Origin of the sequence: Aquitalea pelogenes (assembly GCF_001515305.1) — a bacterium.
Taxonomy (GTDB): domain Bacteria; phylum Pseudomonadota; class Gammaproteobacteria; order Burkholderiales; family Chromobacteriaceae; genus Aquitalea; species Aquitalea pelogenes.
On the sequence record NZ_LNQV01000006.1, the window covers coordinates 58,283 to 79,686 of the forward strand.

The 21,404-nt window shown below is 58.2% G+C and carries 17 protein-coding genes and 1 pseudogene; 14 read left to right on the top strand and 4 right to left on the bottom strand.

The window, feature by feature from the left end:
* Positions 1 to 226 precede the first annotated feature (226 nt).
* On the top strand, positions 227 to 1,624 hold the full coding sequence (locus AWT75_RS03920) for a branched-chain amino acid transporter BcaP (RefSeq protein ID WP_062787548.1): 1,398 nt from the start codon (positions 227 to 229) through the stop codon (positions 1,622 to 1,624).
* A gap of 78 nt (positions 1,625 to 1,702) precedes the next feature.
* Here the strand turns inward: AWT75_RS03920 and AWT75_RS03925 are convergent, their stop codons facing one another.
* Together AWT75_RS03925 and aceA are read right to left on the bottom strand one after the other, a co-directional pair.
* Complete coding sequence (locus tag AWT75_RS03925) at positions 1,703 to 2,257, bottom strand: flavodoxin family protein (RefSeq protein ID WP_045847571.1); 555 nt, start codon at positions 2,255 to 2,257, stop codon at positions 1,703 to 1,705.
* 234 nt (positions 2,258 to 2,491) lie between these two features.
* Positions 2,492 to 3,790 carry an isocitrate lyase gene (gene aceA, locus AWT75_RS03930; protein ID WP_045847570.1) on the bottom strand — a complete coding sequence of 433 codons (1,299 nt, stop codon included), beginning with the start codon at positions 3,788 to 3,790 and terminating at the stop codon, positions 2,492 to 2,494.
* Positions 3,791 to 4,244: 454 nt separating this feature from the next.
* Here aceA and grpE point away from each other — a divergent pair, with 454 nt between their 5' ends.
* The 3 genes from grpE to dnaJ all read left to right on the top strand — a co-directional run bounded on the left by grpE (position 4,245) and on the right by dnaJ (position 8,102).
* Entirely contained in the window at positions 4,245 to 4,790 is a 546-nt protein-coding gene (grpE, locus tag AWT75_RS03935) for a nucleotide exchange factor GrpE (protein WP_045847569.1), read from the top strand.
* A gap of 133 nt (positions 4,791 to 4,923) precedes the next feature.
* Positions 4,924 to 6,843 carry a molecular chaperone DnaK gene (dnaK, locus tag AWT75_RS03940; RefSeq protein ID WP_045847568.1) on the top strand — a complete coding sequence of 640 codons (1,920 nt, stop codon included), beginning with the start codon at positions 4,924 to 4,926 and terminating at the stop codon, positions 6,841 to 6,843.
* A gap of 131 nt (positions 6,844 to 6,974) precedes the next feature.
* Positions 6,975 to 8,102 carry a molecular chaperone DnaJ gene (gene dnaJ / locus AWT75_RS03945; RefSeq protein ID WP_062787550.1) on the top strand — a complete coding sequence of 376 codons (1,128 nt, stop codon included), beginning with the start codon at positions 6,975 to 6,977 and terminating at the stop codon, positions 8,100 to 8,102.
* A gap of 143 nt (positions 8,103 to 8,245) precedes the next feature.
* On the opposite strand, the gene AWT75_RS03950 is transcribed toward dnaJ, so the two are convergent.
* Positions 8,246 to 9,355: a porin gene (locus tag AWT75_RS03950; protein ID WP_062787553.1), complete on the bottom strand. Its 1,110-nt coding sequence runs from the start codon at positions 9,353 to 9,355 to the stop codon at positions 8,246 to 8,248.
* A gap of 608 nt (positions 9,356 to 9,963) precedes the next feature.
* On the opposite strand from AWT75_RS03950, the gene hemB reads away from it, so the two are divergent.
* Positions 9,964 to 10,968, top strand: coding sequence for a porphobilinogen synthase (gene hemB, locus AWT75_RS03955; RefSeq protein ID WP_062787556.1), 1,005 nt, complete (start codon positions 9,964 to 9,966; stop codon positions 10,966 to 10,968).
* 65 nt (positions 10,969 to 11,033) lie between these two features.
* The gene (locus AWT75_RS03960) at positions 11,034 to 11,243 is read left to right on the top strand and encodes a hypothetical protein (RefSeq protein WP_045847565.1); all 210 of its coding nucleotides are present in this window, start codon (positions 11,034 to 11,036) and stop codon (positions 11,241 to 11,243) included.
* Positions 11,244 to 11,275: 32 nt separating this feature from the next.
* Here AWT75_RS03960 and AWT75_RS03965 read toward each other — a convergent pair whose 3' ends face one another.
* On the bottom strand, positions 11,276 to 12,181 hold the full coding sequence (locus AWT75_RS03965) for a LysR family transcriptional regulator (RefSeq protein ID WP_045847564.1): 906 nt from the start codon (positions 12,179 to 12,181) through the stop codon (positions 11,276 to 11,278).
* Positions 12,182 to 12,383: 202 nt separating this feature from the next.
* Between AWT75_RS03965 and AWT75_RS03970 the strand changes: the two genes are divergently transcribed.
* The 8 genes and pseudogenes from AWT75_RS03970 to AWT75_RS04005 all read left to right on the top strand — a co-directional run bounded on the left by AWT75_RS03970 (position 12,384) and on the right by AWT75_RS04005 (position 21,402).
* Positions 12,384 to 13,952 carry a BCCT family transporter gene (locus AWT75_RS03970; protein WP_082695935.1) on the top strand — a complete coding sequence of 523 codons (1,569 nt, stop codon included), beginning with the start codon at positions 12,384 to 12,386 and terminating at the stop codon, positions 13,950 to 13,952.
* Positions 13,949 to 15,070: an alpha/beta hydrolase gene (locus AWT75_RS03975; protein WP_204376867.1), complete on the top strand. Its 1,122-nt coding sequence runs from the start codon at positions 13,949 to 13,951 to the stop codon at positions 15,068 to 15,070. Before AWT75_RS03970 ends, AWT75_RS03975 begins: the two co-directional genes overlap by 4 nt.
* Positions 15,067 to 16,185, top strand: a complete 1,119-nt coding sequence (locus tag AWT75_RS03980; protein ID WP_045847561.1) for an aromatic ring-hydroxylating oxygenase subunit alpha — start codon at positions 15,067 to 15,069, stop codon at positions 16,183 to 16,185. The genes AWT75_RS03975 and AWT75_RS03980 overlap by 4 nt, the downstream gene beginning before the upstream one ends.
* 173 nt (positions 16,186 to 16,358) lie before the next feature.
* On the top strand, positions 16,359 to 17,324 hold the full coding sequence (locus AWT75_RS03985; protein WP_153013235.1) for a PDR/VanB family oxidoreductase: 966 nt from the start codon (positions 16,359 to 16,361) through the stop codon (positions 17,322 to 17,324).
* A gap of 221 nt (positions 17,325 to 17,545) precedes the next feature.
* Positions 17,546 to 18,744, top strand: a pseudogene (locus AWT75_RS03990) (glycine C-acetyltransferase).
* 62 nt (positions 18,745 to 18,806) lie between these two features.
* On the top strand, positions 18,807 to 19,832 hold the full coding sequence (gene tdh / locus AWT75_RS03995; protein WP_045847559.1) for an L-threonine 3-dehydrogenase: 1,026 nt from the start codon (positions 18,807 to 18,809) through the stop codon (positions 19,830 to 19,832).
* Between the two features lie 238 nt (positions 19,833 to 20,070).
* On the top strand, positions 20,071 to 20,961 hold the full coding sequence (gene glyQ / locus AWT75_RS04000; RefSeq protein WP_045847557.1) for a glycine--tRNA ligase subunit alpha: 891 nt from the start codon (positions 20,071 to 20,073) through the stop codon (positions 20,959 to 20,961).
* A gap of 6 nt (positions 20,962 to 20,967) precedes the next feature.
* The gene (locus tag AWT75_RS04005) at positions 20,968 to 21,402 is read left to right on the top strand and encodes a surface-adhesin E family protein (RefSeq protein WP_045847556.1); all 435 of its coding nucleotides are present in this window, start codon (positions 20,968 to 20,970) and stop codon (positions 21,400 to 21,402) included.
* The last annotated feature ends 2 nt before the right edge of the window (positions 21,403 to 21,404 follow it).

The window sequence follows — 21,404 nt, forward strand, 5'->3', positions numbered from 1 at the left end:
GCCATTAATGGATAATGGATACACTTTGTCCAATATTTTGGCTTGAACTGTTCTCCCCTTCCTGTAAGATCGCGCGTTTTCCGCGGCAGTGTCCTGCGTTGAGTTGTCGGTCACGAACCGGCAGCAGACAGGGCAGCGGCGGACGGGCTGAGTATGATCATCTAAGGCCGGTTGTCCCCTTGCCCAAACATGGCAATGGCACCGGCGCACACAGGATAGTCTGAACATGAGTTTGATGCGCAAAAAGAGCGTTCAGGGCATGCTGGAATTTGCCCAGACTGCAAAAGGGCTCCGCAAGGAGCTGACGGCTTTCGACCTGACCATGCTGGGGATCGGTGCCATCATCGGTACCGGCATTTTCGTGTTGACCGGTACCGGTGCCACGGTGGCAGGCCCGGGCCTGGTGTTGTCCTTCATCATCGGCGCATTTGCCTGCGGCTTTGCTGCACTGTGCTATGCAGAATTCGCCGCCATGCTGCCGATTTCCGGCTCTACTTATACCTATGCATACGCCACGCTGGGTGAACTGGTGGCCTGGATCATCGGCTGGGACCTGATGCTGGAATACCTGCTGGCATCTTCTGCCGTATCGGTGGGTTGGTCCGGTTATTTCCAGAGCCTGCTGGGCGGTTTCGGCATTCACCTGCCTGATGCGCTGACGGCTGCGGCGGGTGCGGTTCCGGGCAAGGATACCTTGTTCAATCTGCCTGCCTTCACCATCGCGATGCTGATTACTGCCTTGCTGGCCTTTGGCATCAAGGAATCCAAACGTGTCAACAATATCGTGGTGCTGATCAAGGTAGCCGTGGTGCTGATGTTCATTGCCATCGGCGTGTGGCATGTCAAACCGGCCAACTGGAGCCCGGCCCTGCCTTACGGCATGAATGGCGTATTCCATGGCGCGGCCATCGTGTTCTTCAGCTTCCTGGGTTTTGACGCAGTGACTTGTGCGGCGGAAGAAGTGAAAGACCCGGCGCGCGACATTCCCAAGGGTGTGATCTGGTCGCTGGCCATCTGCTCCATCCTGTACGTGATCGTGTCGGCCATCATGACCGGCATCGTGCCTTACGCGCATTTCGCCGGTATCGACCACCCGGTATCGCTGGCGCTGCAAGTGGCCAAGCTGGACTGGTTTGCCGGTTTTGTCGATCTGGGTGCCATTCTGGGCATGCTGACCGTGATTCTGGTGATGACCTACGGCCAGACCCGTATCCTGTTTGCCATGAGCCGCGACGGTCTGCTGCCGAAAATCTTCTCCGAAGTGAACCCGAAATACGGCACGCCGTACAAGGCCACCTGGCTGATCGGCACCATCATCGCCCTGATTGCCGGCTTCATTCCGCTGCATACCCTGGCCGAACTGGTGAACATCGGTACGCTGGCTGCCTTCTCGCTGATTGCCATTGCCATCATCAAGCTGCGCAAGACCGAGCCCAACCTGCCGCGCAAATTCCTGTGCCCGGGCGTACCTTATGTTCCGGCACTGGCCGTCATCTTCTGCGTATTCCTGATGGCGCAACTGTCCATACTGACCTGGTTGTGCTTTGTGGTGTGGCTGGTGATTGGTCTGGTGGTGTACTTCGGTTACTCGCGCAAGAACTCCCACTTGCACAAGCAGGCCTGATTCCGTACTTGCTTCGGTACCTGCCAAAGAAAAAGCCACCTCGCGAGGTGGCTTTTTTGCATCTGCAGCGCTGAAAAATCAGCCGCGCAGCTTGGCGGCGATGGCAGCCACGCGTGCGCCGTATTGCTTGGCGGTGTCCAGGTCACCCTGCGGGATTTCATCCACGCTGGCATCGGCCGGGGACTGTACCAAGAGGCCAACCGAACCACCCAGATTGTTGATGTCAGTACGCTGGGCGGCCTTGGTATTGCTCGGCAGCAGACCCAGGCTGACCCAGATGCCACCGTGTTGCGAAGCCAGGGTTTGCAGGGTGATCAGGGCAACCTGCTTGTCGCCGTTCAGGCTGGCACTGTTGGTGAAGCCGCCGAATACCTTGTCTTGCCAGGCGCGGGTGAACCAGGCCTTGGAAGTGGCATCGGCAAATTTCTTGAACTGCCAGCTCGGGCTGCCCATATAAGTGGGCGCGCCAAAAATGATGGCGTCGGCTGCTGCCAGCTGGTCCCAGGCGCTGTCCGGCACATTGCCTTCGGCGTCGATGGCAACAAGCTCGGCATTGGCACCGGCAGCCACTTGCTGGGCAACACGTTGGGTATGGCCGTAGCCGGAATGATAGACAACGACAACCTTGGTCATGATGAATCCCTTTGCTGGAAATGAAGCGGGAAGGGCTGGCTTGCCGTGACCGACAGTCCAGCCAATGAAGAATAGCAGCGTCCAGTATAGTGATTGTTCGTGTCAGGACTAGTCGCTTTTGATGAATTGATTGTTTAGCCAGATTTAATAAATGGCTGCAGGAAAACAAAACGCCCGCGAGCGCAAGGCTGGCGGGCGTGGAGGGCAGAGCTGGCATGCAGCTCCTGTCACTGCTTAGTGGAACTGCTCTTCTTCGGTAGAGCCGGTCAGCGCGGTTACGCTGGATTGACCGCCTTGAATCACGGTGGTGATATCGTCGAAGTAGCCGGTGCCCACTTCTTGCTGGTGGGATACGAAGGTGTAGCCACGTTCGCGGGCAGCGAATTCCGGCTCTTGTACCTTCTCAACATAAGCCGACATGCCGCGGGCAACGTAGTCTTGTGCCAGGTCGTACATGTTGTACCACATGTTGTGGATACCAGCCAAAGTGATGAACTGGTATTTGTAGCCCATGGCACCCAGTTCGCGCTGGAACTTGGCGATGGTGGCATCGTCCAGGTTCTTCTTCCAGTTGAAGGACGGCGAGCAGTTATAGGCCAGCAGCTTGCCCGGATGTTTGGCGTGAACGGCTTCAGCGAACTTGCGGGCAAATTCCAGGTCCGGGGTGCCGGTTTCGCACCATACCAGGTCGGCGTAGTCAGCGTAGGCCACGGCGCGGCTGATGGCTTGTTCCAGACCCTTCTTGGTCTTGTAGAAGCCTTCGGCAGTGCGCTCGCCAGTCAGGAAAGGCTTGTCGTTGGCGTCGTAGTCGCTGGTGATCAGGTCAGCAGCTTCAGCATCGGTACGAGCAATCACCAGGGTCGGCACGCCGTATACGTCAGCAGCCATACGAGCTGCGATCAGCTTCTGGATGGCTTCCTGGGTCGGAACCAGTACCTTGCCGCCCATGTGGCCGCATTTCTTGACAGAAGCCAGCTGGTCTTCGAAGTGAACGCCACCCGCGCCAGCGCGGATCATGGCCTTCATCAGTTCGTAGGCGTTGAGCACGCCGCCGAAACCGGCTTCGGCATCGGCCACGATGGGCGCGTAGTAGTCAACAAAGCCAGGCTGGCCTTTTTCAACGCCCTTGGAGTGCTGGATTTCATCGGCGCGGGTGAAGGCGTTGTTGATGCGCTCTACCACCTTCGGCACGGAGTCCACCGGGTACAGGGACTGGTCCGGGTACATGGCGGAGTATTCGTTGTTGTCAGCAGCCACTTGCCAGCCGGACAGGTAGATGGCCTTGATGCCGGCTTTCACCTGCTGCATGGCCTGACCACCGGTCAGTGCGCCCAGACAGTTGATGTAGGGTTCGTTGTTGACCAGGTTCCACAGTTTCTCGGCGCCTTGGCGGGCCAGGGTGTGTTCCACTTGTACCGAACCACGCAGACGCTCTACGTCGGCAGCGGTGTAACCACGCTTGATACCTTTCCAGCGCGGGTTGGTGTCCCAGTCATGTTGAATGGCGGCGATACGTTGTTCGCGAGTAGTCATGTTCAAACCCTTCTCGAATAGTTTTCTCTGCAGAGCCGGTAAATTCCGGCAGTCCTCTGGCCAAATGACATTCCGGTTTTTCCGGACTGATTTTGTTGACAACGGTTTATGTCCATTGCCCCTTATGACCACCGGATGCCCGTGGCTGACGGCTCTTCCGAGTGGGTCACTTAGCATGTGTGAGCCATTATATGCACAAAAAAAATCGCTTGTGTGCAGTGCAACACCGAAAAAAAACCGATGTTCAGAAGATAACAATCATGGCTAAAACCGAAGGTGATAATGCGCGCATTTTGTTGCAGTTGCGAAAACAAAAGTCCGAAAACGCGCAGGCTGGTGAGGCCCGGTAACAGGCGCTGTTACCGGGGGGCAAGACAAAAGACTTGAATTCCTCGCGATAGACCTTATCTGAGGTCGGGATATTGTTAAAAGCCGACTTTTTTGAGGTCTTGCCATGCAGGAAAACCAGAACAACACGAACAACGAAGCCGTCGTTGAAGACGTGAACAACGCCGCTGCCAGCGAACAGCAAACAGAGCAAACCGTGGAACAGCGCATTGCCGAACTGGAAGCCCAGGTGGCCGATCTGCAGGATCAACTGCTGCGCAGCCGTGCAGACCAGGAAAACCTGCGTCGCCGCAATGCCGAAGAACTGCTGAACACCCAGAAATACGCCATCAACAAGTTTGCCCAGGAACTGGTTCCGGTAAAGGACTACCTGGAAATGGCGCTGCTGGATCAAAGCGGTCAGATCGACACCCTGAAGATGGGCGTGGACATGACGCTCAAGCAGCTGGTGGCTGCCTTTGACAAGGCACAAATCAAGGAAATCAGCCCGGCTGTGGGCGACAAGCTGGATCCGCACCAACACCAGGCGATGAGCGCGGAAGAGTCCGACGCCGAAGCCAATACGGTGTTACGGGTGCTGCAAAAAGGTTATCAACTGGCTGAGCGCACGCTGCGTCCGGCCATGGTGATCGTGGCCAAAGCCAAAGGCTGACACGAAAACCATAAAAAGGTTCTTGGCCGGCTCTTGAAAAAGACCACATAGCCAATACCTATGAACGCAACAGGCCTCGGCTATCAGCTTGCTGGCCGTAGTCGCAACGAATTCAGATATAAAGGAATAGAAGATGGGCAAAATCATTGGTATTGACCTGGGTACGACCAACTCCTGCGTAGCCGTAGTTGAAGGTGGCAACCCGAAAGTGATTGAAAACGCCGAAGGCGCACGTACCACGCCTTCCATCATTGCTTACATGGAAGATGGCGAAATCCTGGTGGGTGCACCGGCCAAGCGTCAGGCAGTCACCAACCCGAAGAACACCCTGTACGCAGCCAAGCGCCTGATCGGCCGCCGCTTCGAAGACAAGGAAGTACAAAAAGACATCGACCTGATGCCTTTCCAGATCATGAAGGCCCCCAATGGCGACGCCTGGGTGAAGGTACGTGACCAGGAACTGGCTCCGCCGCAAATCTCCGCAGAAGTACTGCGCAAGATGAAGAAGGCTGCCGAAGACTACCTGGGTGAAGAAGTGACCGAAGCGGTAATTACCGTACCGGCTTACTTCAACGACAGCCAGCGTCAGGCCACCAAGGATGCCGGCCGTATTGCCGGTCTGGAAGTAAAGCGCATCATCAACGAACCGACCGCTGCTGCGCTGGCCTTTGGCCTGGCCAAGCAGGAAGGTGACCGCAAGATTGCCGTATACGACCTGGGTGGTGGTACGTTCGACGTGTCCATCATCGAAATCGCCGACGTTGACGGCGAGCACCAGTTCGAAGTGCTGTCCACCAACGGTGACACCTTCCTGGGCGGTGAAGACTTCGACCAGCGCATCATCGATTACATCGTGACCGAGTTCCAGCGCGAACAGGGCGTGAACCTGAAGAACGACGTAATGGCTCTGCAACGTCTGAAGGAAGCTGCTGAAAAGGCCAAGATCGAGCTGTCCAGCGCCACCCAGACCGAAGTGAACCTGCCGTACATCACCATGGATGCCACCGGTCCGAAGCACCTGGCGATGAAGATTACCCGCGCCAAGTTCGAAAGCCTGGTTGACGACCTGATCACCCGCTCCATCGAGCCGTGCCGTGTTGCGCTGAAGGACGCTGGTGTATCGCTGTCTGACATCACCGACGTGATTCTGGTAGGTGGCCAGACCCGTATGCCGAAGGTACAGGATGCGGTGAAGGAATTCTTTGGCAAGGAACCGCGCAAGGACGTGAACCCGGACGAAGCCGTGGCCGTTGGTGCTGCCATTCAAGGTTCGGTACTGTCCGGCGATCGCAAGGACGTGCTGCTGCTGGACGTGACTCCGCTGTCGCTGGGTATCGAAACCCTGGGTGGCGTGATGACCAAGCTGATCCAGAAGAACACCACCATTCCGACCAAGGCTTCGCAAACCTTCTCCACTGCGGATGACAACCAGACTGCGGTGACCATCCACGTGCTGCAAGGCGAGCGTGAAAAGGCTGCGGCCAACAAGAGCCTGGGTCAGTTCAACCTGGGTGACATTCCGCCGGCTCCGCGTGGCATTCCGCAGATCGAAGTGGAATTCAACATCGACGCCAACGGTATCCTGCACGTATCGGCCAAGGACAAGGCCAGCGGCAAGCAGGCCAACATCACCATCCAGGCTTCTTCCGGTCTGTCGGAAGAGGAAATCCAGCGCATGGTGAAGGATGCCGAAGCCAATGCCGAGGAAGACAAGAAGCTGCACGAACTGGTGACCGCGCGTAACCAGGCTGAAGGCCTGATCCACAGCGTGAAGAAGTCCCTGTCCGAGCATGGCGACAAGATCGACGCGGCTGAAAAGGCCAAGATCGAAGACGCTGTCAAAGCCGCTGAAGAAGTGGTGAAGGGCGAAGACAAGGCTGTCATCGAAGCCAAGACCGAAGAACTGGCCAAGGCCAGCCAGAAACTGGGTGAAATCATGTATGCCCAGGCACAACAGGCTGAAGCTGGTCAGGGGGCTGCCGATGCCGGCAAGGCCAAGGACGAAGGCGACGTGGTGGATGCCGAGTTCGAAGAAGTAAAAGACAAGAAGTAAGCCTGCGGCTTGCTGATTGAACGAGGCACAGGGAATGGCGGAGACTGCTCCACCGGCCTCTGTGCCTTTGCCATGTTAAGAAGATCATTGCCTGCCGTACCGGTTGGTCACGGCCAGATGAGTGAAACACCATGTCCAAAAGAGATTTTTATGATGTACTCGGCGTCAATCGCGATGCTTCCGAGGACGACATCAAAAAGGCTTACCGCAAGCTGGCGATGAAGTATCACCCGGACCGCAATCCGGACAGCAAGGAAGCCGAAGAAAAGTTCAAGGAAGTCAAAGAGGCGTATGAAATCCTCTCTGACAGCCAGAAGCGCAGCGCCTACGACCAGTTCGGCCATGCCGGGGTAGACCCGCAGGCCGGTGCAGGCGGTGGTGGTGCCGGCTTTGGTGGTTTTGGCGATTTTGCCGATATTTTCAGCGACATCTTCGGCGGCGGCCGTGGTGGCGCTGGTGGTGGTCGTTCCAATGTCTATCGTGGCGCAGACCTGCGCTACAACCTGGACATCACGCTGGAAGAAGCCGCCCGCGGCTGCGAAAAGCAGATCCGCATTCCTTCGCATGAAGACTGCGAAGTATGCCATGGCACCGGTGCCAAGCCGGGCACCCAGCCCAAGACCTGCTCCACCTGCGGTGGTCATGGTCAGGTACGCATGAGCCAGGGCTTCTTCTCCATCCAGCAAACCTGCCCGACATGCCATGGCACCGGCAAGCAGATTACCGATCCTTGCACCAGCTGCCATGGCGCGGGTCAGAAGAAGACCAACAAGACGCTGAACGTGAAGATTCCGGCTGGTGTGGACGAGGGCGACCGCATCCGCCTGTCCGGTGAAGGCGAACCGGGGCAGAATGGCGGGCCGTCGGGTGATTTGTATGTAGTGACCCACATCAAGCAGCATGCGGTGTTCCAGCGTGACGGCATGGACCTGCACTGCGAGATGCCGATTTCCTTTGCCACGGCAGCGCTGGGCGGCGAAATCGAGATTCCCACGCTCGATGGCATGGCGAAGGTGAAGATTGCCGCCGAAACGCAAAGCGGCCGGGTATACCGTCTGCGTGGCAAGGGTGTGAAAGCGGTACGTGGCACCGATTATGGCGATCTGCACTGCCATGTGGTGGTGGAAACCCCGGTCAAGCTGACCGAGCGTCAGAAAGAGCTGCTGCGCGAATTCGACGCCATCAGCCAGGGCGATGTGGCGACTCATAATCCGCGTTCCAAATCCTTCATGGACAAGCTGCGCGATTTCTTCGAATAAGTGCTGCCAATGATGGAAAACAGACGGAGCCTGCGGGCTCCGTTTTTTATTGGCTGCGCACTATTCGGCCAGAATGAAAAAAGCCACCGCGGCAGGGCGGTGGCAAATGACTTTCTTCAAAGGAACCAGCCAGTGGGTAGTGCTTAGAAGTTGTGCTTCAGCATCACCCAGGTAATGGTGGCCTTGTCCTTGGCCCAGCCCATTGCAGTTTGCGCGCCCTTGTCTTCCTTCACCTGACCGTAACCGGCTTCAAACATGGTGCGCTTGCTCAGGCTGTAATCCAGCGCTGCAGCAAACTGTGTTGCACCCCAGTCCTGAGACTGGCCGTCAACCTTGACGCTGCTGCGCTTGGAGTAGACGAAAGACGGCTTGAAGGCACCGATGGTGTAGGCAACATTGACAGCCCAGGAATTGCTGGTCAGCTTGTTGGCACCGGTATTGGCAACGGTGGTACTGGCGATGCCGGCAACGGCCTGGCTGCCATCGCTATTGGTCGCCCAGGCATTGCCCCACAGGGTGCTGCGCTGCAGGGTGGCTGCCAGGTACAGATTGTTGGCGTCGTAGCCGAATTCAACACGGTGAATGCCGCTGTTGTGGTCTGCCACGGTGTTGTACTTGGCCATGTAGGCGTAAGCACCGAAGAAACCGGAATTGGCGTAGGCCAGACGGGTACCCAGGGTGTTGCCGGTTTTCTTGCCACCGGAAACCTGTGCTTCGCCGGAGCCAAGCTGAACCATGGCATTGAAGCCGTTCAGGTCCGGGCTGTCGTAGCGCACGCCGTTTTTCACGCGGCCATCACCGTAGGCACCGAATACATCCGTACCTTCGTACAGCGGGAAGGCAATGCCGGTGCTCGCATCGCGACGCGGGCCGTACAGATTGTCGGTGGACTCGGTTTCGGCCAGTACGTCGTCGATGTAGCCCAGACGAACCTTACCGAAGTTGCCCTCAACACCAACAAAGCTGGTGCGGTTGGCGAAGGTGCCGGCACCGGTACCGCTGGTGGCAACGCCATCCACGTTCATGCCGGTTTCAACCTGCCAGATGGCTTTCAGGCCATTGCCCAGGTCTTCGTTACCCTTGAAGCCGATACGGCTGGCGAAGTCGTCCACACCAGTGCTCGACTTGAAGCTGGTGTCGGTGCTCTTCATGCTGTCCAGGCCAGCACGGATGGAACCGTAGATGGTGACGTCGGCATGAGCCAATACCGGCATGGCTGCAGCAATGGCGGCAGCGAGTACGAGTTTTTTCATTCCTCTAAATCCTTTAATAGTAATTTCTGTGTCCGCCTGATCTGTTGGCAGGCTGGCTGCGGTTCTGGTCAAGCCATGTAAAAACTTGATTTCACCGACGGGGCTGAGTGTGCGAAACGGCTGAGAGGGCGTCAACGAACATTTATTAACAAAGCAGCGGGGTGTCCGTGCTTGCTGGCGGGCCGTTGTGTCTATTCAGCAATGTTTTTACTTGTAAAAATCTTTAAAAATCATATTGTTAAAAATATGTTGTGAAGTTTCATCCGGCTGCAAATATTTGTTTCCAATCATTGATCCACGATTGAAACATCTGTTTCATCGTGGTTTTTCTCTGTTGCATTTTGGCAAATCGGACAGTTTTTTCATGAAAAATGCAGCTTTTGCACAACAAATATTACGGCTTGCCATGAGTCCGCAGAATGATTGATATGATTTTTATGCATGGCTATTCTGCGAGGTTCGATCAGCCAGACGGAAATGGGACGGTAGCCCTTGTTGCGGACGGATACCCGCCAGTACCGACGGCAAAATGGCGAATGGCGCTGCCAGTCCGCAGCAACAGGCGTACAATTCCGCCCATCGCCATTGTCCCTTGTGATGGAAACACCATGATTTTTGCCAACCGCTATTTCCCGGCCACCCGCATGCGTCGCATGCGCAAGGATGATTTCTCTCGTCGCCTGATGCGTGAAAACGTGCTCACCACCAATGATCTGATCTACCCGGTATTCGTGCTGGAAGGTGAGAACCGTGAACAGGCCGTGGCGTCGATGCCGGGGGTGGTACGGCAAAGTCTGGACAAGCTGCTGTATACCGCCGAACAGGCGGTGGAGCTGGGTATTCCGATGCTGTCGCTGTTTCCGGTGATTGAAACCGGCAAGGACAATGCGGCGCAGGAGGCTTACAACCCGGATGGCCTGGTGCCCACCGTGGTGCGCGCACTCAAGCAGCGCTTTCCCGAGCTGGGGGTGATGACCGACGGTGCGCTGGACCCGTATACCGTACATGGTCAGGATGGCCTGATTGATGACAGCGGCTATGTCCTGAACGACGAAACCACCGAAGTACTGATTCGTCAGGGCCTGTGCCATGCCGAAGCCGGGGTGGATGTGTTCGGCCCGTCCGACATGATGGATGGTCGCATTGGTGCGCTGCGCGATGCGTTTGAAGAAGCCGGTTTCATTCACACCAAGATCCTGGCTTACTCGGCCAAGTATGCATCGGCTTTCTACGGCCCCTTCCGCGATGCGGTGGGTTCGGCAGGTAATCTGGGCAAGGCCGACAAGTACAGCTACCAGATGGATCCGGCCAATCTGGACGAAGCCATCCAGGAAGTGGCGATGGATCTGGAAGAGGGTGCCGACATGGTGATGATCAAGCCGGGCATGCCGTATCTGGACGTGATTCGCCGCGTGAAAGACACCTTCCGCGTGCCAACCTACGCTTACCAGGTATCCGGTGAGTACGCGATGCTGAAGGCCGCATTCCAGAATGGCTGGCTGGACGAGGAAAAGTGCATGATGGAGAGCCTGATGGCCTTCAAGCGTGCCGGGGCCGATGGCATTCTGACTTACTTTGCGCTGGATGCAGCGCGTGTGCTGCGTCGCGGCTGACTTTTGCTTGCCACCGTCCGGATGCCTGCCGGACGGTGGCAAGTGAACCCCTGAAGGAAGAGGCCATGGATATTCTGCACTCCACCTGGTTCTGGCTGTTTGTCATCGTGGCACTGGTGATGTCCACCATCGGCTCGCTGGCACGTCTGTCCAAGGCCCCGCCACCGGTTGATTTGCCCGGCGTCAAACCGCAGCCTTATGCGGATGATGACGAGGAGCAAGACGCGGACACTCCTGCCGGGCATACGCCGCCCAGCTTGCGCAAGCCCAAATAGTGCTGCTCCCCATCGGACATGGCTGGCTGTCATCAGGCCAGCTTGCCCTGCCCGAAATAGTGCTGGAAGAATTCCACACACACCCGCAGCTTGGCCGAACTGGCCAGCTTGTCCGGATACACCGCCCAGATGTCTGCCTGCAGGTAGTAGTCGGGTAACACCTGCACCAGTTCACCCCGTTCCAGTTCGCCTGCCACGTCCCATAGCGAACGCAGCATGATGCCGTGCCCTTGCAAGGCCCATTGGTGCACCACCTCGCCATGGTTGGCGGCCAGGGCACCTTGCACGCGGATGCTGTGCTCGCCGTGCGGGCCGGTCAGCCGCCATACCCCGAAGGGATGATCCCTTTCCTTGATCACCAGGCAGTTGTGCTGCATCAGTGCTTCCAGTCCGGTCGGGTGGCCGTGTCGCAACAGGTAGTCCGGTGAAGCGCACAGGATGCGCCGGTTTTCCACCAGCTTGCGGGCCAGCAGTTGCGGGGCAATTTCGTTGCCCACCCGGATGTCCAGATCAATGCCTTCCTGTGCCAGGTCGATCAGGCAATCGGCCAGTTCCAGCCGTATGCTCAGCTCAGGGTAATGTCGTGCCAGCTCGCCCAGTGCCGGTGCCAGGTGAACCCTGCCAAAGCCGAAGCTGCTGCTGATGCGGATAATGCCGCGCGGCTGCTGTTGGGCGCTGCCAATCTCCACGCTCATCTGTTCTACATCCTGCAGTATCTTTCCCGCCCAGCCGTGGATGCGTTCTCCTTGCTCTGTCAGTGCTATGCGCCGGGTGGTGCGGTTGATCAGGCGGCAACCCAGGCTTTGTTCCAGCACGCGGATGCGCTTGCTGACATAGGCCGGTGAGGCAGCCATGGCTTCGGCCGCCGCAGTAAACCCGCCCTTGCGTACCACCAGGCAAAAAACACGCAAATCTTCCAGCTGCAGCAAATCCTTCATGTTTCGTGTCTTCTGTATGCACAGAGCTGCCAATTATCCCGGCTTGCTTTTCCGCCATGCTAGCGCTCGGTGTCACCTTGCATTACGGCGAAAGAACAGAGGAGGGTGGGATGAAGGCTTACGGGATTGCAGTCATTACGGCGGATGGCAGCGGGCAAGTACTGCTGCCGGCAGGATTGCACTGGCGGGAGGCATCATGAACATGAGCAAACCAAACCGGCGGGACATGCCACTGGCTCTGGTCAGCCTGGTGATTGTTTTTGCGATGGTGATGGTCATGATCCTCATGCCGCAGGCATCCATCGCAGTTGCAGACCGATTGATGTACTGGTGTACCACGGTGTTTGCCTCGCCCATCCTGTTGTTTGCCTTTTGTTCGGTCCTGTTTGTCATCTGGCTGGGGATGAGCAAGTACGGGCTGATCCGGCTGGGTGAAGGCGGGCCCGACTATTCCACCTTGTCGTGGATTTTCATGTTCATCATGTCCGGCATGGGTTCATCGGCCTTGTACTGGGGCTTTCTGGACTGGGCCTATTACTACCAGACCCCTGGTCTGAACCTGCCCCCGGCGTCACCGCAAGCGCTGAAATACAGTGTGGCGTATTCCCTGTTTCATTCCGGCCTGAGTGCCTGGGCCATGTATGCCGTGGGCTCGGTGGCCATGTGCTACTACTTTCATGTACGCAAGAACAAGGGACTGAGCCTGGCTGCGATTGTCGGCAGCATTACTGGTCGCAAGCCTGATGGTGCCTTGGGCCGTCTGGTGGATTTGCTGTTCATGCTGTGCATGTTTGGCGCATTGACCATTTCCCTGGTACTGACTGCCACCACCTTTACCCGTCTGTTGTCCACCCTTATCGGCATCCCGGACAATTTTGTCACGCAGCTGGTAGTGATTCTGTCCGTTGCTGTGCTGTTCACCCTGTCATCCTGGGTGGGCATGGATGGTGGCATGAAGCGTCTGAGCCAGATGGTGTGCTGGGGCGTGCTGGCACTGGCCGCTTATGTGTACTTGCTGGGGCCGACCCATTTCATTACCAGTAATGTGTTGTCCAGCCTGGGCCTGATGCTCAGCAGCTTTATCGACATGAGCTTGTTTACCGACCCCTTGGGCGACGGCAAGTTTACCCGTGAGTGGACCGTATTTTACTGGCTGTGGTGGATTTCCTATGCGCCGGGCGTAGCCTTGTTTGTTACCCGGGTATCCCGTGGCCGAACCATCCGTGAGGTGTTGCTGGCCATGATGTTGGGTGGCTGTGCCGGTATCTGGTTTGTTTACGGCGTGCTGGAAAGCTATAGCGTGCACAGCTTCATCACAGGCCTGGTGGCGGTGCCGCAGGTATTGCAGGATCAAGGAGGGGAATCGGCCATTGCACAGTTGCTGGTGTTGTTGCCGGCTGGCCGTGTGGTGATCGCATTTTTCCTGGCCGTGATGGCGATCTTTCTGGCTGCACACATGGATGCGGTAGGTTACGCCGTTTCCGCTACCTGTACCCGCAATCTGGCTGAAGGCGAAGACCCGTCCCCTGTCGATCGCTTGTTCTGGTGCGTCATGCTCACCCTGGTGCCGCTGGCCATGATTTTTGCCAAGGCACCACTCAATACCATGAAGACCACGGTGATTGTGACGGCCATTCCCTTTGCCATCATCACCCTGGTCAAGGTGTATGGCCTGCTCAAGTGGCTGCGTGAAGATTACGGTGATGTTCCGGCACATCGGATAGGCGAACAGCCTCCTCCTGAGGTGGCCAGTCAGCAGTCCGGTTCATGAGTGTGGCCATGGCGCGTGCTGATCAGCTTTCTGCAGAAATGCAGTCTTTTGTAAACCAGAGTGCCCTGTTTCAACCCGTCGATGACAGCCTGATGCAGATGCGTGTGGCCTACGACGCCCTGTGTCGGCATTTCACGCCGCCGTTGCCGGATGGCGTGCAGCTTGAAGACCATCTTCTGCCAGTGGATGGACGGCATATCCCGTTGCGCTTGTACCGGCCAGCTACAGCCACACCGTCAGCCGGCTGGCCCTGTGTGCTGTACCTGCATGGTGGTGGCTGGGTACTGGGCGGTCTGGATTCACACGCCTTTATCGCAGCATTGCTGGCGCAGGAATGTGCCGCAAGCGTGCTGGTGGTGGACTACCGCCTGGCGCCCGAGCATGTCTTTCCCGCCGCTTTCGACGACTGTCTGGCCGTGTGGGACTGGTTGAGCGTGGATGGCCTGGCACTGGGTATCAACCCCGCTCGTGTTGTCGTGGCCGGGGATAGTGCCGGTAGCAATCTGGCGGCTGCGCTATGCCTGGCGACACGTGGCAGGCAAGGGCCGCCGTTATGCGGGCAGGCCCTGATTTATCCCGCACTGGCGGCCGTACCGACTGAGCCAGCAGCAAGCGAGCATGCGGATGCCCCGTTGCTTGGCCGTGATGACATGGCCTACTACCTGGCGCAATACGCGCCGGATCCGGCCACACATGCCGACCCCCGTCTGGCACCGCTGGCAGCGGCCAACCTGCAAGGCATGCCCCCCGCCTTTGTAGCAGTGGCGGAATACGACCCGCTTCGTGACGATGGCCTGCTCTACGTCCGGCGCCTGCAGGCCAGTGGTGTTGCGGCGCAGTACCACCTGGGCCGTGGCCTGCTGCATGGTTGCTGCGCTTCTGGCAGCAGGGGCCGGAGACCGCCCGCATGGTCCGCGCACTGTCAGCGGCCATCACTCGCATGCTTGCTGACCAGACATGACATGGACAGACATGACATGGGCTGCAGCGCGATGCCATGTGGCGCTGCGCCACCATCCCCTGACCTTGCCATGCTGATTCGCAAGGCATGGCCGGACAAGAAAAGGGCAGGTATTTACAGACCTGTGACGACCCCAAGCAGAGGAGAACATCCATGAATGACTACACCACATTAAGCCCGGATTTCTGTGCTGATCCCGAACGCGCCTGGACTCTGCCAGCCGAGTATTACACCTCGGACAAGGTCTATCAGTTCGAAAAGGAGAAGATTTTCGCCCATAGCTGGATTTGCGTGGCGCATGGCAGTGAACTGGCCGAATCCAACGACTACATCACCCGTGAGGTGGCCGGTGAAAACATCATCGTGGTGCGTGGTCGGGATGGCGTATTGCGCGGCTTTTATAATGTCTGCCCGCATCGGGGTCACCAGCTGCTGCAAGGTAGTGGCAGGGCCAGGAACGTGATTACCTGTCCCTATCACGCCTGGACCTTCAAGCTGGACGGTCAGCTGGGGCATGCCCGCAATTGCGAAAACGTGGTCGATTTCGATGCGGACAAGGCGACTTTGTCGCCGCTGAAAGTGGAGGAGTATGCCGGTTTCGTGTTCATCAATATGGATCTTGCAGCCGGTCCGGTAGAGCAGCAATTGCCCGGCCTGGCCGACAGCCTGCGCAAGGCATGCCCGGTGATCGACCAGTTGCATCTGGCTGCCCGTTTCGTCACGGCGACGCCAGCCAACTGGAAAATCATCGTCGACAACTATATGGAGTGCTACCACTGTGCACCGGCCCATCCGGGCTTTGCCGACTCGGTACAGGTGGACAAATACACGCACACCCTGCATGGCAACTGGTCACTGCAATTCGGGCTGGCACGCTCCTCCGAGAAGTCTTTCAAGTTCGACGCCTCGGTCAAGGACCCCAGTTTCAGCGGCTACTGGGCCTGGCCTTGCACCATGTTCAATGTCCCGCCGGGAGCCGACTTCATGACGGTGATTTATGAATTCCCGGTGGATGCCGAAACCACCTTGCAACACTACGACATCTATTTCCGCAACAAGGAGCTGACTGCCGAGCAGCAGGCACTGGTGGAGTGGTATCGCACAGTGTTCCGGCCGGAGGACCTGCGGCTGGTGGAAAGCGTGCAGCGCGGGCTCAAGTCGCGTGGCTATCGCGGTCAGGGGCGCATCATGACCGACCGCCAGCGCAGCGGCATCAGTGAGCATGGCATTGCCCACTTCCATCACTTGGTGGCACGCCAGCATCAGGACTGATGCCACCTGCGGCGGTGCTGCCTGGCGATTGCCGCCGCTGCCGTGATGAACCCTGTGAAATTGCAAAATCCAATGCTGTGCCGATCGCACGTGCATGCCCGGGGCCAATGCTGTCCGGCCTGCTGGATGGGCATGCTCCTGCGCGGCTCAGTCAACCCCGAGCATGAATCGACATGAGCCTTCAGTCCCCGAATATGAATGTCCGCGTGGTGCGGATCGAACAAGCCAGCCCCTTGATCAAACGCTTTACCCTGCAGGCCGCAGATGGTGGCCCGCTGCCGGCCTTCAGTGGTGGCAGCCATATCATTGTGCAAATGCCCACCGCCAGTGGTCTTATCCATAATGCCTACTCGCTGCTTGGCTCGCCTTTTCAGCTGCAGCAATACCAGATTGCCGTTCGACGCGAGGAAGCTTCGCGTGGTGGCTCGGCCTTCATGCACACACATGTGGCGGAGGGGGACATCTTGCAGATATCGCCACCCAACAATTTATTCCCGCTACATGCCACGCCGGGGCGGCAGATTCTGATTGCCGGAGGCATCGGCATTACGCCCTTCATGTCGCAGATGGAAGAGCTACAGGCCAGCGGCGCAGTGTTTGAACTGCACTATGCCTTTCGCAGTCGCGAGCAGGCGGCCTTTGTCGACGAGCTGGCGGCGCGTTACGGCGCGCACTGCCATTTTCATGATGCTTCCTTGGGCGAGCTGTGCAATGTCACAGCCTTGCTGGCGCAAATGGGTGAACAGGACCACGTCTATGTCTGCGGGCCGCAGTCCTTGATTGAGGCCGTGCAGCAGGCCGGAGCAGAGCAGGGCATTCCGCCCGCCCGTCTGCATTGGGAGCAGTTTGCTGCCAGCACTTCGGGCGGTGCGGCATTTACCGTGGTGCTGGCCCGTTCCGGGCGAGAAATCCCGGTGGCGGCAGAACAAACCATCCTGCAAGCCATCGAGTCGGATGGTTCGGTGGCGGTGGATTGCCTGTGTCGCGAAGGCGTGTGCGGCACCTGTGAAGTGGGCATTGTCGAAGGCGAGGCCGAGCACCGCGACCAATACCTGAGTGAAGAAGAAAAACAGGCACAAAACAGCATGCTGATTTGTGTGTCGCGCGCCAGAGGCAGCCGTATCGTGCTGGATCTGTAAAACCATTCAATGACGTACCCACTTGCTGACCGGGGGGATGGTGACAGTATCCCGGAACGGGGCATCGGCATGGTGACAGCCGGCCCGTGATTTCCTTGACAACTGTCACTGATAATGCCGGATACGCTGGGCTAGAATGGATGACAGTTTCCGGCGCGCGGTGATCCCGCTGCGACTGCAGTCCCGGCGCCTCACGATTGGCCTACAAGGACATCCCTGCCATGAACCATACCTATCTTGCCCACCTGGAAGCCACGCTGGCCCAAATTCGCGCCGATGGATTTGAAAAGCCGGAACGGGTGATTGCCACCCCGCAGCGCTCCGATATCGCGCTGGCTGGTGGTGCGCATGTGCTCAACTTCTGTGCCAACAACTATCTGGGGCTGGCTGATGATGCCCGCCTGATCGACGCCGCCAAGCGCGGGCTGGACGACTATGGCTATGGCTGCGCCTCGGTGCGCTTCATCTGTGGTACCCAGCAGGTGCACAAGGATCTGGAGCAGGCCATTTCCGGCTTCCTCGGTACTGACGACACCATCCTGTATTCCAGCTGTTTCGACGCCAACGGCGGCGTGTTCGAAACCCTGCTGGGCGAAGAAGACGCGGTGATTTCCGACGAACTGAACCACGCTTCCATCATCGATGGCGTGCGCCTGTGCAAGGCCAAGCGTTTCCGTTACAAGAACAACGATATGGCCGATCTGGAAGCCCAGCTGATTGCCGCCGAAGCGGCCGGTGCGCGCTTCAAGCTGATCGTCACCGATGGCGTGTTCTCCATGGACGGCATCATTGCCGACCTGAAAACCTGTGCGAAGTGGCCGGCCGCCATGGTGCGCTGGTGATGGTGGACGACTCGCATGCCGTCGGTTTCATCGGCGAAAACGGTGCCGGTACACCAGAGCTGTGCGGCGTGGCCGACAAGGTGGACATCTACACCGGCACCCTGGGCAAGGCGCTGGGTGGTGCTTCCGGTGGCTATGTATCCGGCCGCAAGCCCATCATCGACCTGTTGCGTCAGCGTTCGCGCCCCTATCTGTTCTCCAACAGTCTGGCCCCGGCCATTACCGCTGCCAGCCTGGAAGTGCTGAAGCTGATCCAGTCCGAAGGCCAGCAGCTGCGCGCCCAGCTCAAGCGCAATGCCGAGCTGTTCCGCAATGAAATGTCCGCCGCCGGTTTCACCCTGGTCCCGGGCCAGCATCCCATCATTCCGGTGATGCTGGGTGATGCCCGCCTGGCTGGCGAAATGGCCGCCCGCCTGCTGCAGGAGGGCGTGTACGTGATCGGCTTCTCTTTCCCGGTGGTGCCCAAGGGCAAGGCGCGCATCCGTACCCAGATGTCCGCCGGTCACACGGTGGAACAGGTACAGCGTGCCGTGGCCGCCTTCATCAAGGTGGGCCGTGAACTGAAAGTGATCGACTGATCCTCCCTAACTCTGCCCGCTGGCCACAATGCTGGCGGGCGACGCACAGACAGGCAAACGCAATGAAAGCACTCTCCAAACTGAAATCCGCTCCCGGCCTGTGGATGAATGATGTGCCGCAACCGGAAATCGGCCATAACGACCTGCTGATCAAAATCAGCAAAACCGCCATCTGCGGCACCGACATCCATATCTGGAACTGGGACGAATGGGCGCAGAAGACCATTCCGGTGCCCATGCATGTGGGTCATGAATACGTCGGCGTAGTGGCCGCCATGGGCTCCGAAGTGCGTGGCTTTGAAATCGGCCAGCGCGTGTCCGGCGAAGGCCATATCACCTGCGGCCATTGCCGCAACTGTCGTGCCGGGCGTCGCCACCTGTGCCGCAACACCGTGGGTGTGGGCGTCAACCGCGAAGGCGCCTTTGCCGAATACCTGGTGATTCCGGCCTTCAATGCCTTCCCGATTCCGGACGACATTTCCGATGATCTGGCCGCCATCTTCGACCCCTTCGGCAATGCGGTGCATACCGCGCTGTCCTTCAATCTGGTGGGCGAAGACGTGCTGATCACCGGTGCCGGCCCCATCGGCATCATGGCGGTGGCCATTGCCAAGCACGTGGGTGCACGCCATATCGTGATCACCGACGTCAACGACTACCGCCTGGAACTGGCACGCCAGATGGGCGCCAGCCGTGCAGTGAACGTGGCGCGTGAAGACCTGAAGCAGGTGATGAGCGAGCTGCACATGTGTGAAGGTTTCGACGTGGGCCTGGAAATGTCCGGCAACCCGCAGGCCTTCCGCCAGATGCTGGAAACCATGAACCACGGCGGCAAGATTGCGCTGCTGGGCATTCCGCCGGCCAATACCGCCATCGACTGGAACCAGGTCATCTTCAAGGGCCTGGAAATCAAGGGCATCTATGGCCGCGAGATGTTTGAAACCTGGTACAAGATGGTGGCGCTGATCCAGTCCGGGCTGGATATCCGCCCCATCATCACCCACCACTTCAAGGTGGATGACTTCGAGCAAGGCTTCGCCACCATGCTGTCCGGCCAGAGCGGCAAGGTGATCCTGGACTGGAGCTGAGCAAGCCGGGCCAGAGCGTGATGTCGATCAAAGCCGGGGATGCCCCGGCTTTTTCATGCCTGCTTTCCTGCGGGCTGCCCCAACGGCCTGCTGGGCAAGCAGCTGACGGGCAGCCAATGTGCCGTCTGATTTCATGCAATGCACAACGAACGGCAGCATTCAGCCACTACCTTGCTTTGCGGCGGGGACGCTAGGCGGTAGAATCGACCTTTGACTTTTTACTCGCTACCCCACGTCTATGCTTACCTTCCAGGAAATCATCCTTACCCTCCAGAATTATTGGAACGAGCAAGGGTGCGTCATCATGCAACCCTTCGACATGGAGGTGGGCGCCGGTACCTCGCATCCGGCCACCTGTCTGCGCGCCATCGGCCCGGAGCCGTGGAACGCTGCCTATGTACAACCGTCGCGTCGTCCCAAGGACGGTCGCTATGGCGAAAACCCGAACCGCCTGCAGCATTACTACCAGTTCCAGGTAGCGCTCAAGCCGTCGCCGGCCAATATCCAGGAACTCTACCTGGGCTCGCTCAAGGTGCTGGGTATCGACCCCACCGTGCACGACATCCGCTTTGTTGAAGACGACTGGGAAAACCCGACGCTGGGTGCCTGGGGTCTGGGCTGGGAAGTCTGGCTGAACGGCATGGAAGTCACCCAGTTCACCTACTTCCAGCAAGTGGGTGGCCTGGACTGCAAGCCGGTACTGGGTGAAATCACCTACGGTATCGAGCGTCTGGCCATGTATCTGCAAGGCGTGGAAAACGTGTACGACCTGCTGTGGACGGTCTACCCCAACGGTCAGCGCGTGACCTACGGCGACGTATACCACCAGAATGAAGTGGAGCAGTCCACCTACAACTTCGAACACGCCAATGTGCCCAAGCTGTTCGAACTGTTCAGCTACTACGAATCCGAAGCCAAGCGCCTGCTGGACATTCCGCTGGCGCTGCCGGCTTACGAAATGGTGCTCAAGGCCGGTCACTGCTTCAACCTGCTGGATGCCCGTGGTGCCATCTCGGTGACCGAACGTGCCACCTATATCGGCCGGGTACGCACCCTGTCGCGTGGTGTGGCCCAGGCTTACTACGCCGCGCGCGAGGCACTGGGTTTCCCCATGTGCCCCAAGGCCTGACCGGCCATGAAAACACGGATCAGTCTGCTTCTGGCCCTGCTGTCCCTGCCCGCCATGGCGGCAGAACCTGACTGGGGCGTTTACCAGCAAGGTTCCGCGCTGGAACTGTCGATGGACCGTAATTCCATCTGGGTGGAAAAGGACGGACTGGTCCATTTTGTGAATCAGGAGCGCTTTAGCGAACGTCAGTACGACAAGGCTACCGACATCAAGTATTTCATCCGGCGTACCAGCGGCTATGCCAGCTGCAGCAAGCAGCAATACACCTTTGTCGGTTTCGAATATGCCGACAAGCGTGGCCGCCAGCTGTACTCCACCATGTTCCCGGTACAACGTTTTGCCTGGAAATGGCAGTCGGTGGAACAAGGCTCGGTTGCCGACACCATGCTGCAAGTCGTGTGCTATCTCGCCAAATCCGCTCCGCACAAGAAACCTGAATAAAT

What these genes read in the sequence shown, in the direction of transcription:
- AWT75_RS03965 (WP_045847564.1), bottom strand. Translation starts at nt 12,181, where the DNA reads ATGAAGGATTTGCTGCAGCTGGAAGATTTGCGTGTTTTTTGCCTGGTG.
- grpE (WP_045847569.1), top strand. Translation starts at nt 4,245, where the DNA reads ATGCAGGAAAACCAGAACAACACGAACAACGAAGCCGTCGTTGAAGAC.
- AWT75_RS03920 (WP_062787548.1), top strand. Translation starts at nt 227, where the DNA reads ATGAGTTTGATGCGCAAAAAGAGCGTTCAGGGCATGCTGGAATTTGCC.
- AWT75_RS03960 (WP_045847565.1), top strand. Translation starts at nt 11,034, where the DNA reads ATGGATATTCTGCACTCCACCTGGTTCTGGCTGTTTGTCATCGTGGCA.
- tdh (WP_045847559.1), top strand. Translation starts at nt 18,807, where the DNA reads ATGAAAGCACTCTCCAAACTGAAATCCGCTCCCGGCCTGTGGATGAAT.
- AWT75_RS03950 (WP_062787553.1), bottom strand. Translation starts at nt 9,355, where the DNA reads ATGAAAAAACTCGTACTCGCTGCCGCCATTGCTGCAGCCATGCCGGTA.
- AWT75_RS03970 (WP_082695935.1), top strand. Translation starts at nt 12,384, where the DNA reads ATGAGCAAACCAAACCGGCGGGACATGCCACTGGCTCTGGTCAGCCTG.
- AWT75_RS03975 (WP_204376867.1), top strand. Translation starts at nt 13,949, where the DNA reads ATGAGTGTGGCCATGGCGCGTGCTGATCAGCTTTCTGCAGAAATGCAG.
- AWT75_RS03980 (WP_045847561.1), top strand. Translation starts at nt 15,067, where the DNA reads ATGAATGACTACACCACATTAAGCCCGGATTTCTGTGCTGATCCCGAA.
- AWT75_RS03925 (WP_045847571.1), bottom strand. Translation starts at nt 2,257, where the DNA reads ATGACCAAGGTTGTCGTTGTCTATCATTCCGGCTACGGCCATACCCAA.
- glyQ (WP_045847557.1), top strand. Translation starts at nt 20,071, where the DNA reads ATGCTTACCTTCCAGGAAATCATCCTTACCCTCCAGAATTATTGGAAC.
- dnaK (WP_045847568.1), top strand. Translation starts at nt 4,924, where the DNA reads ATGGGCAAAATCATTGGTATTGACCTGGGTACGACCAACTCCTGCGTA.
- aceA (WP_045847570.1), bottom strand. Translation starts at nt 3,790, where the DNA reads ATGACTACTCGCGAACAACGTATCGCCGCCATTCAACATGACTGGGAC.
- hemB (WP_062787556.1), top strand. Translation starts at nt 9,964, where the DNA reads ATGATTTTTGCCAACCGCTATTTCCCGGCCACCCGCATGCGTCGCATG.
- AWT75_RS03985 (WP_153013235.1), top strand. Translation starts at nt 16,359, where the DNA reads ATGAGCCTTCAGTCCCCGAATATGAATGTCCGCGTGGTGCGGATCGAA.
- dnaJ (WP_062787550.1), top strand. Translation starts at nt 6,975, where the DNA reads ATGTCCAAAAGAGATTTTTATGATGTACTCGGCGTCAATCGCGATGCT.
- AWT75_RS04005 (WP_045847556.1), top strand. Translation starts at nt 20,968, where the DNA reads ATGAAAACACGGATCAGTCTGCTTCTGGCCCTGCTGTCCCTGCCCGCC.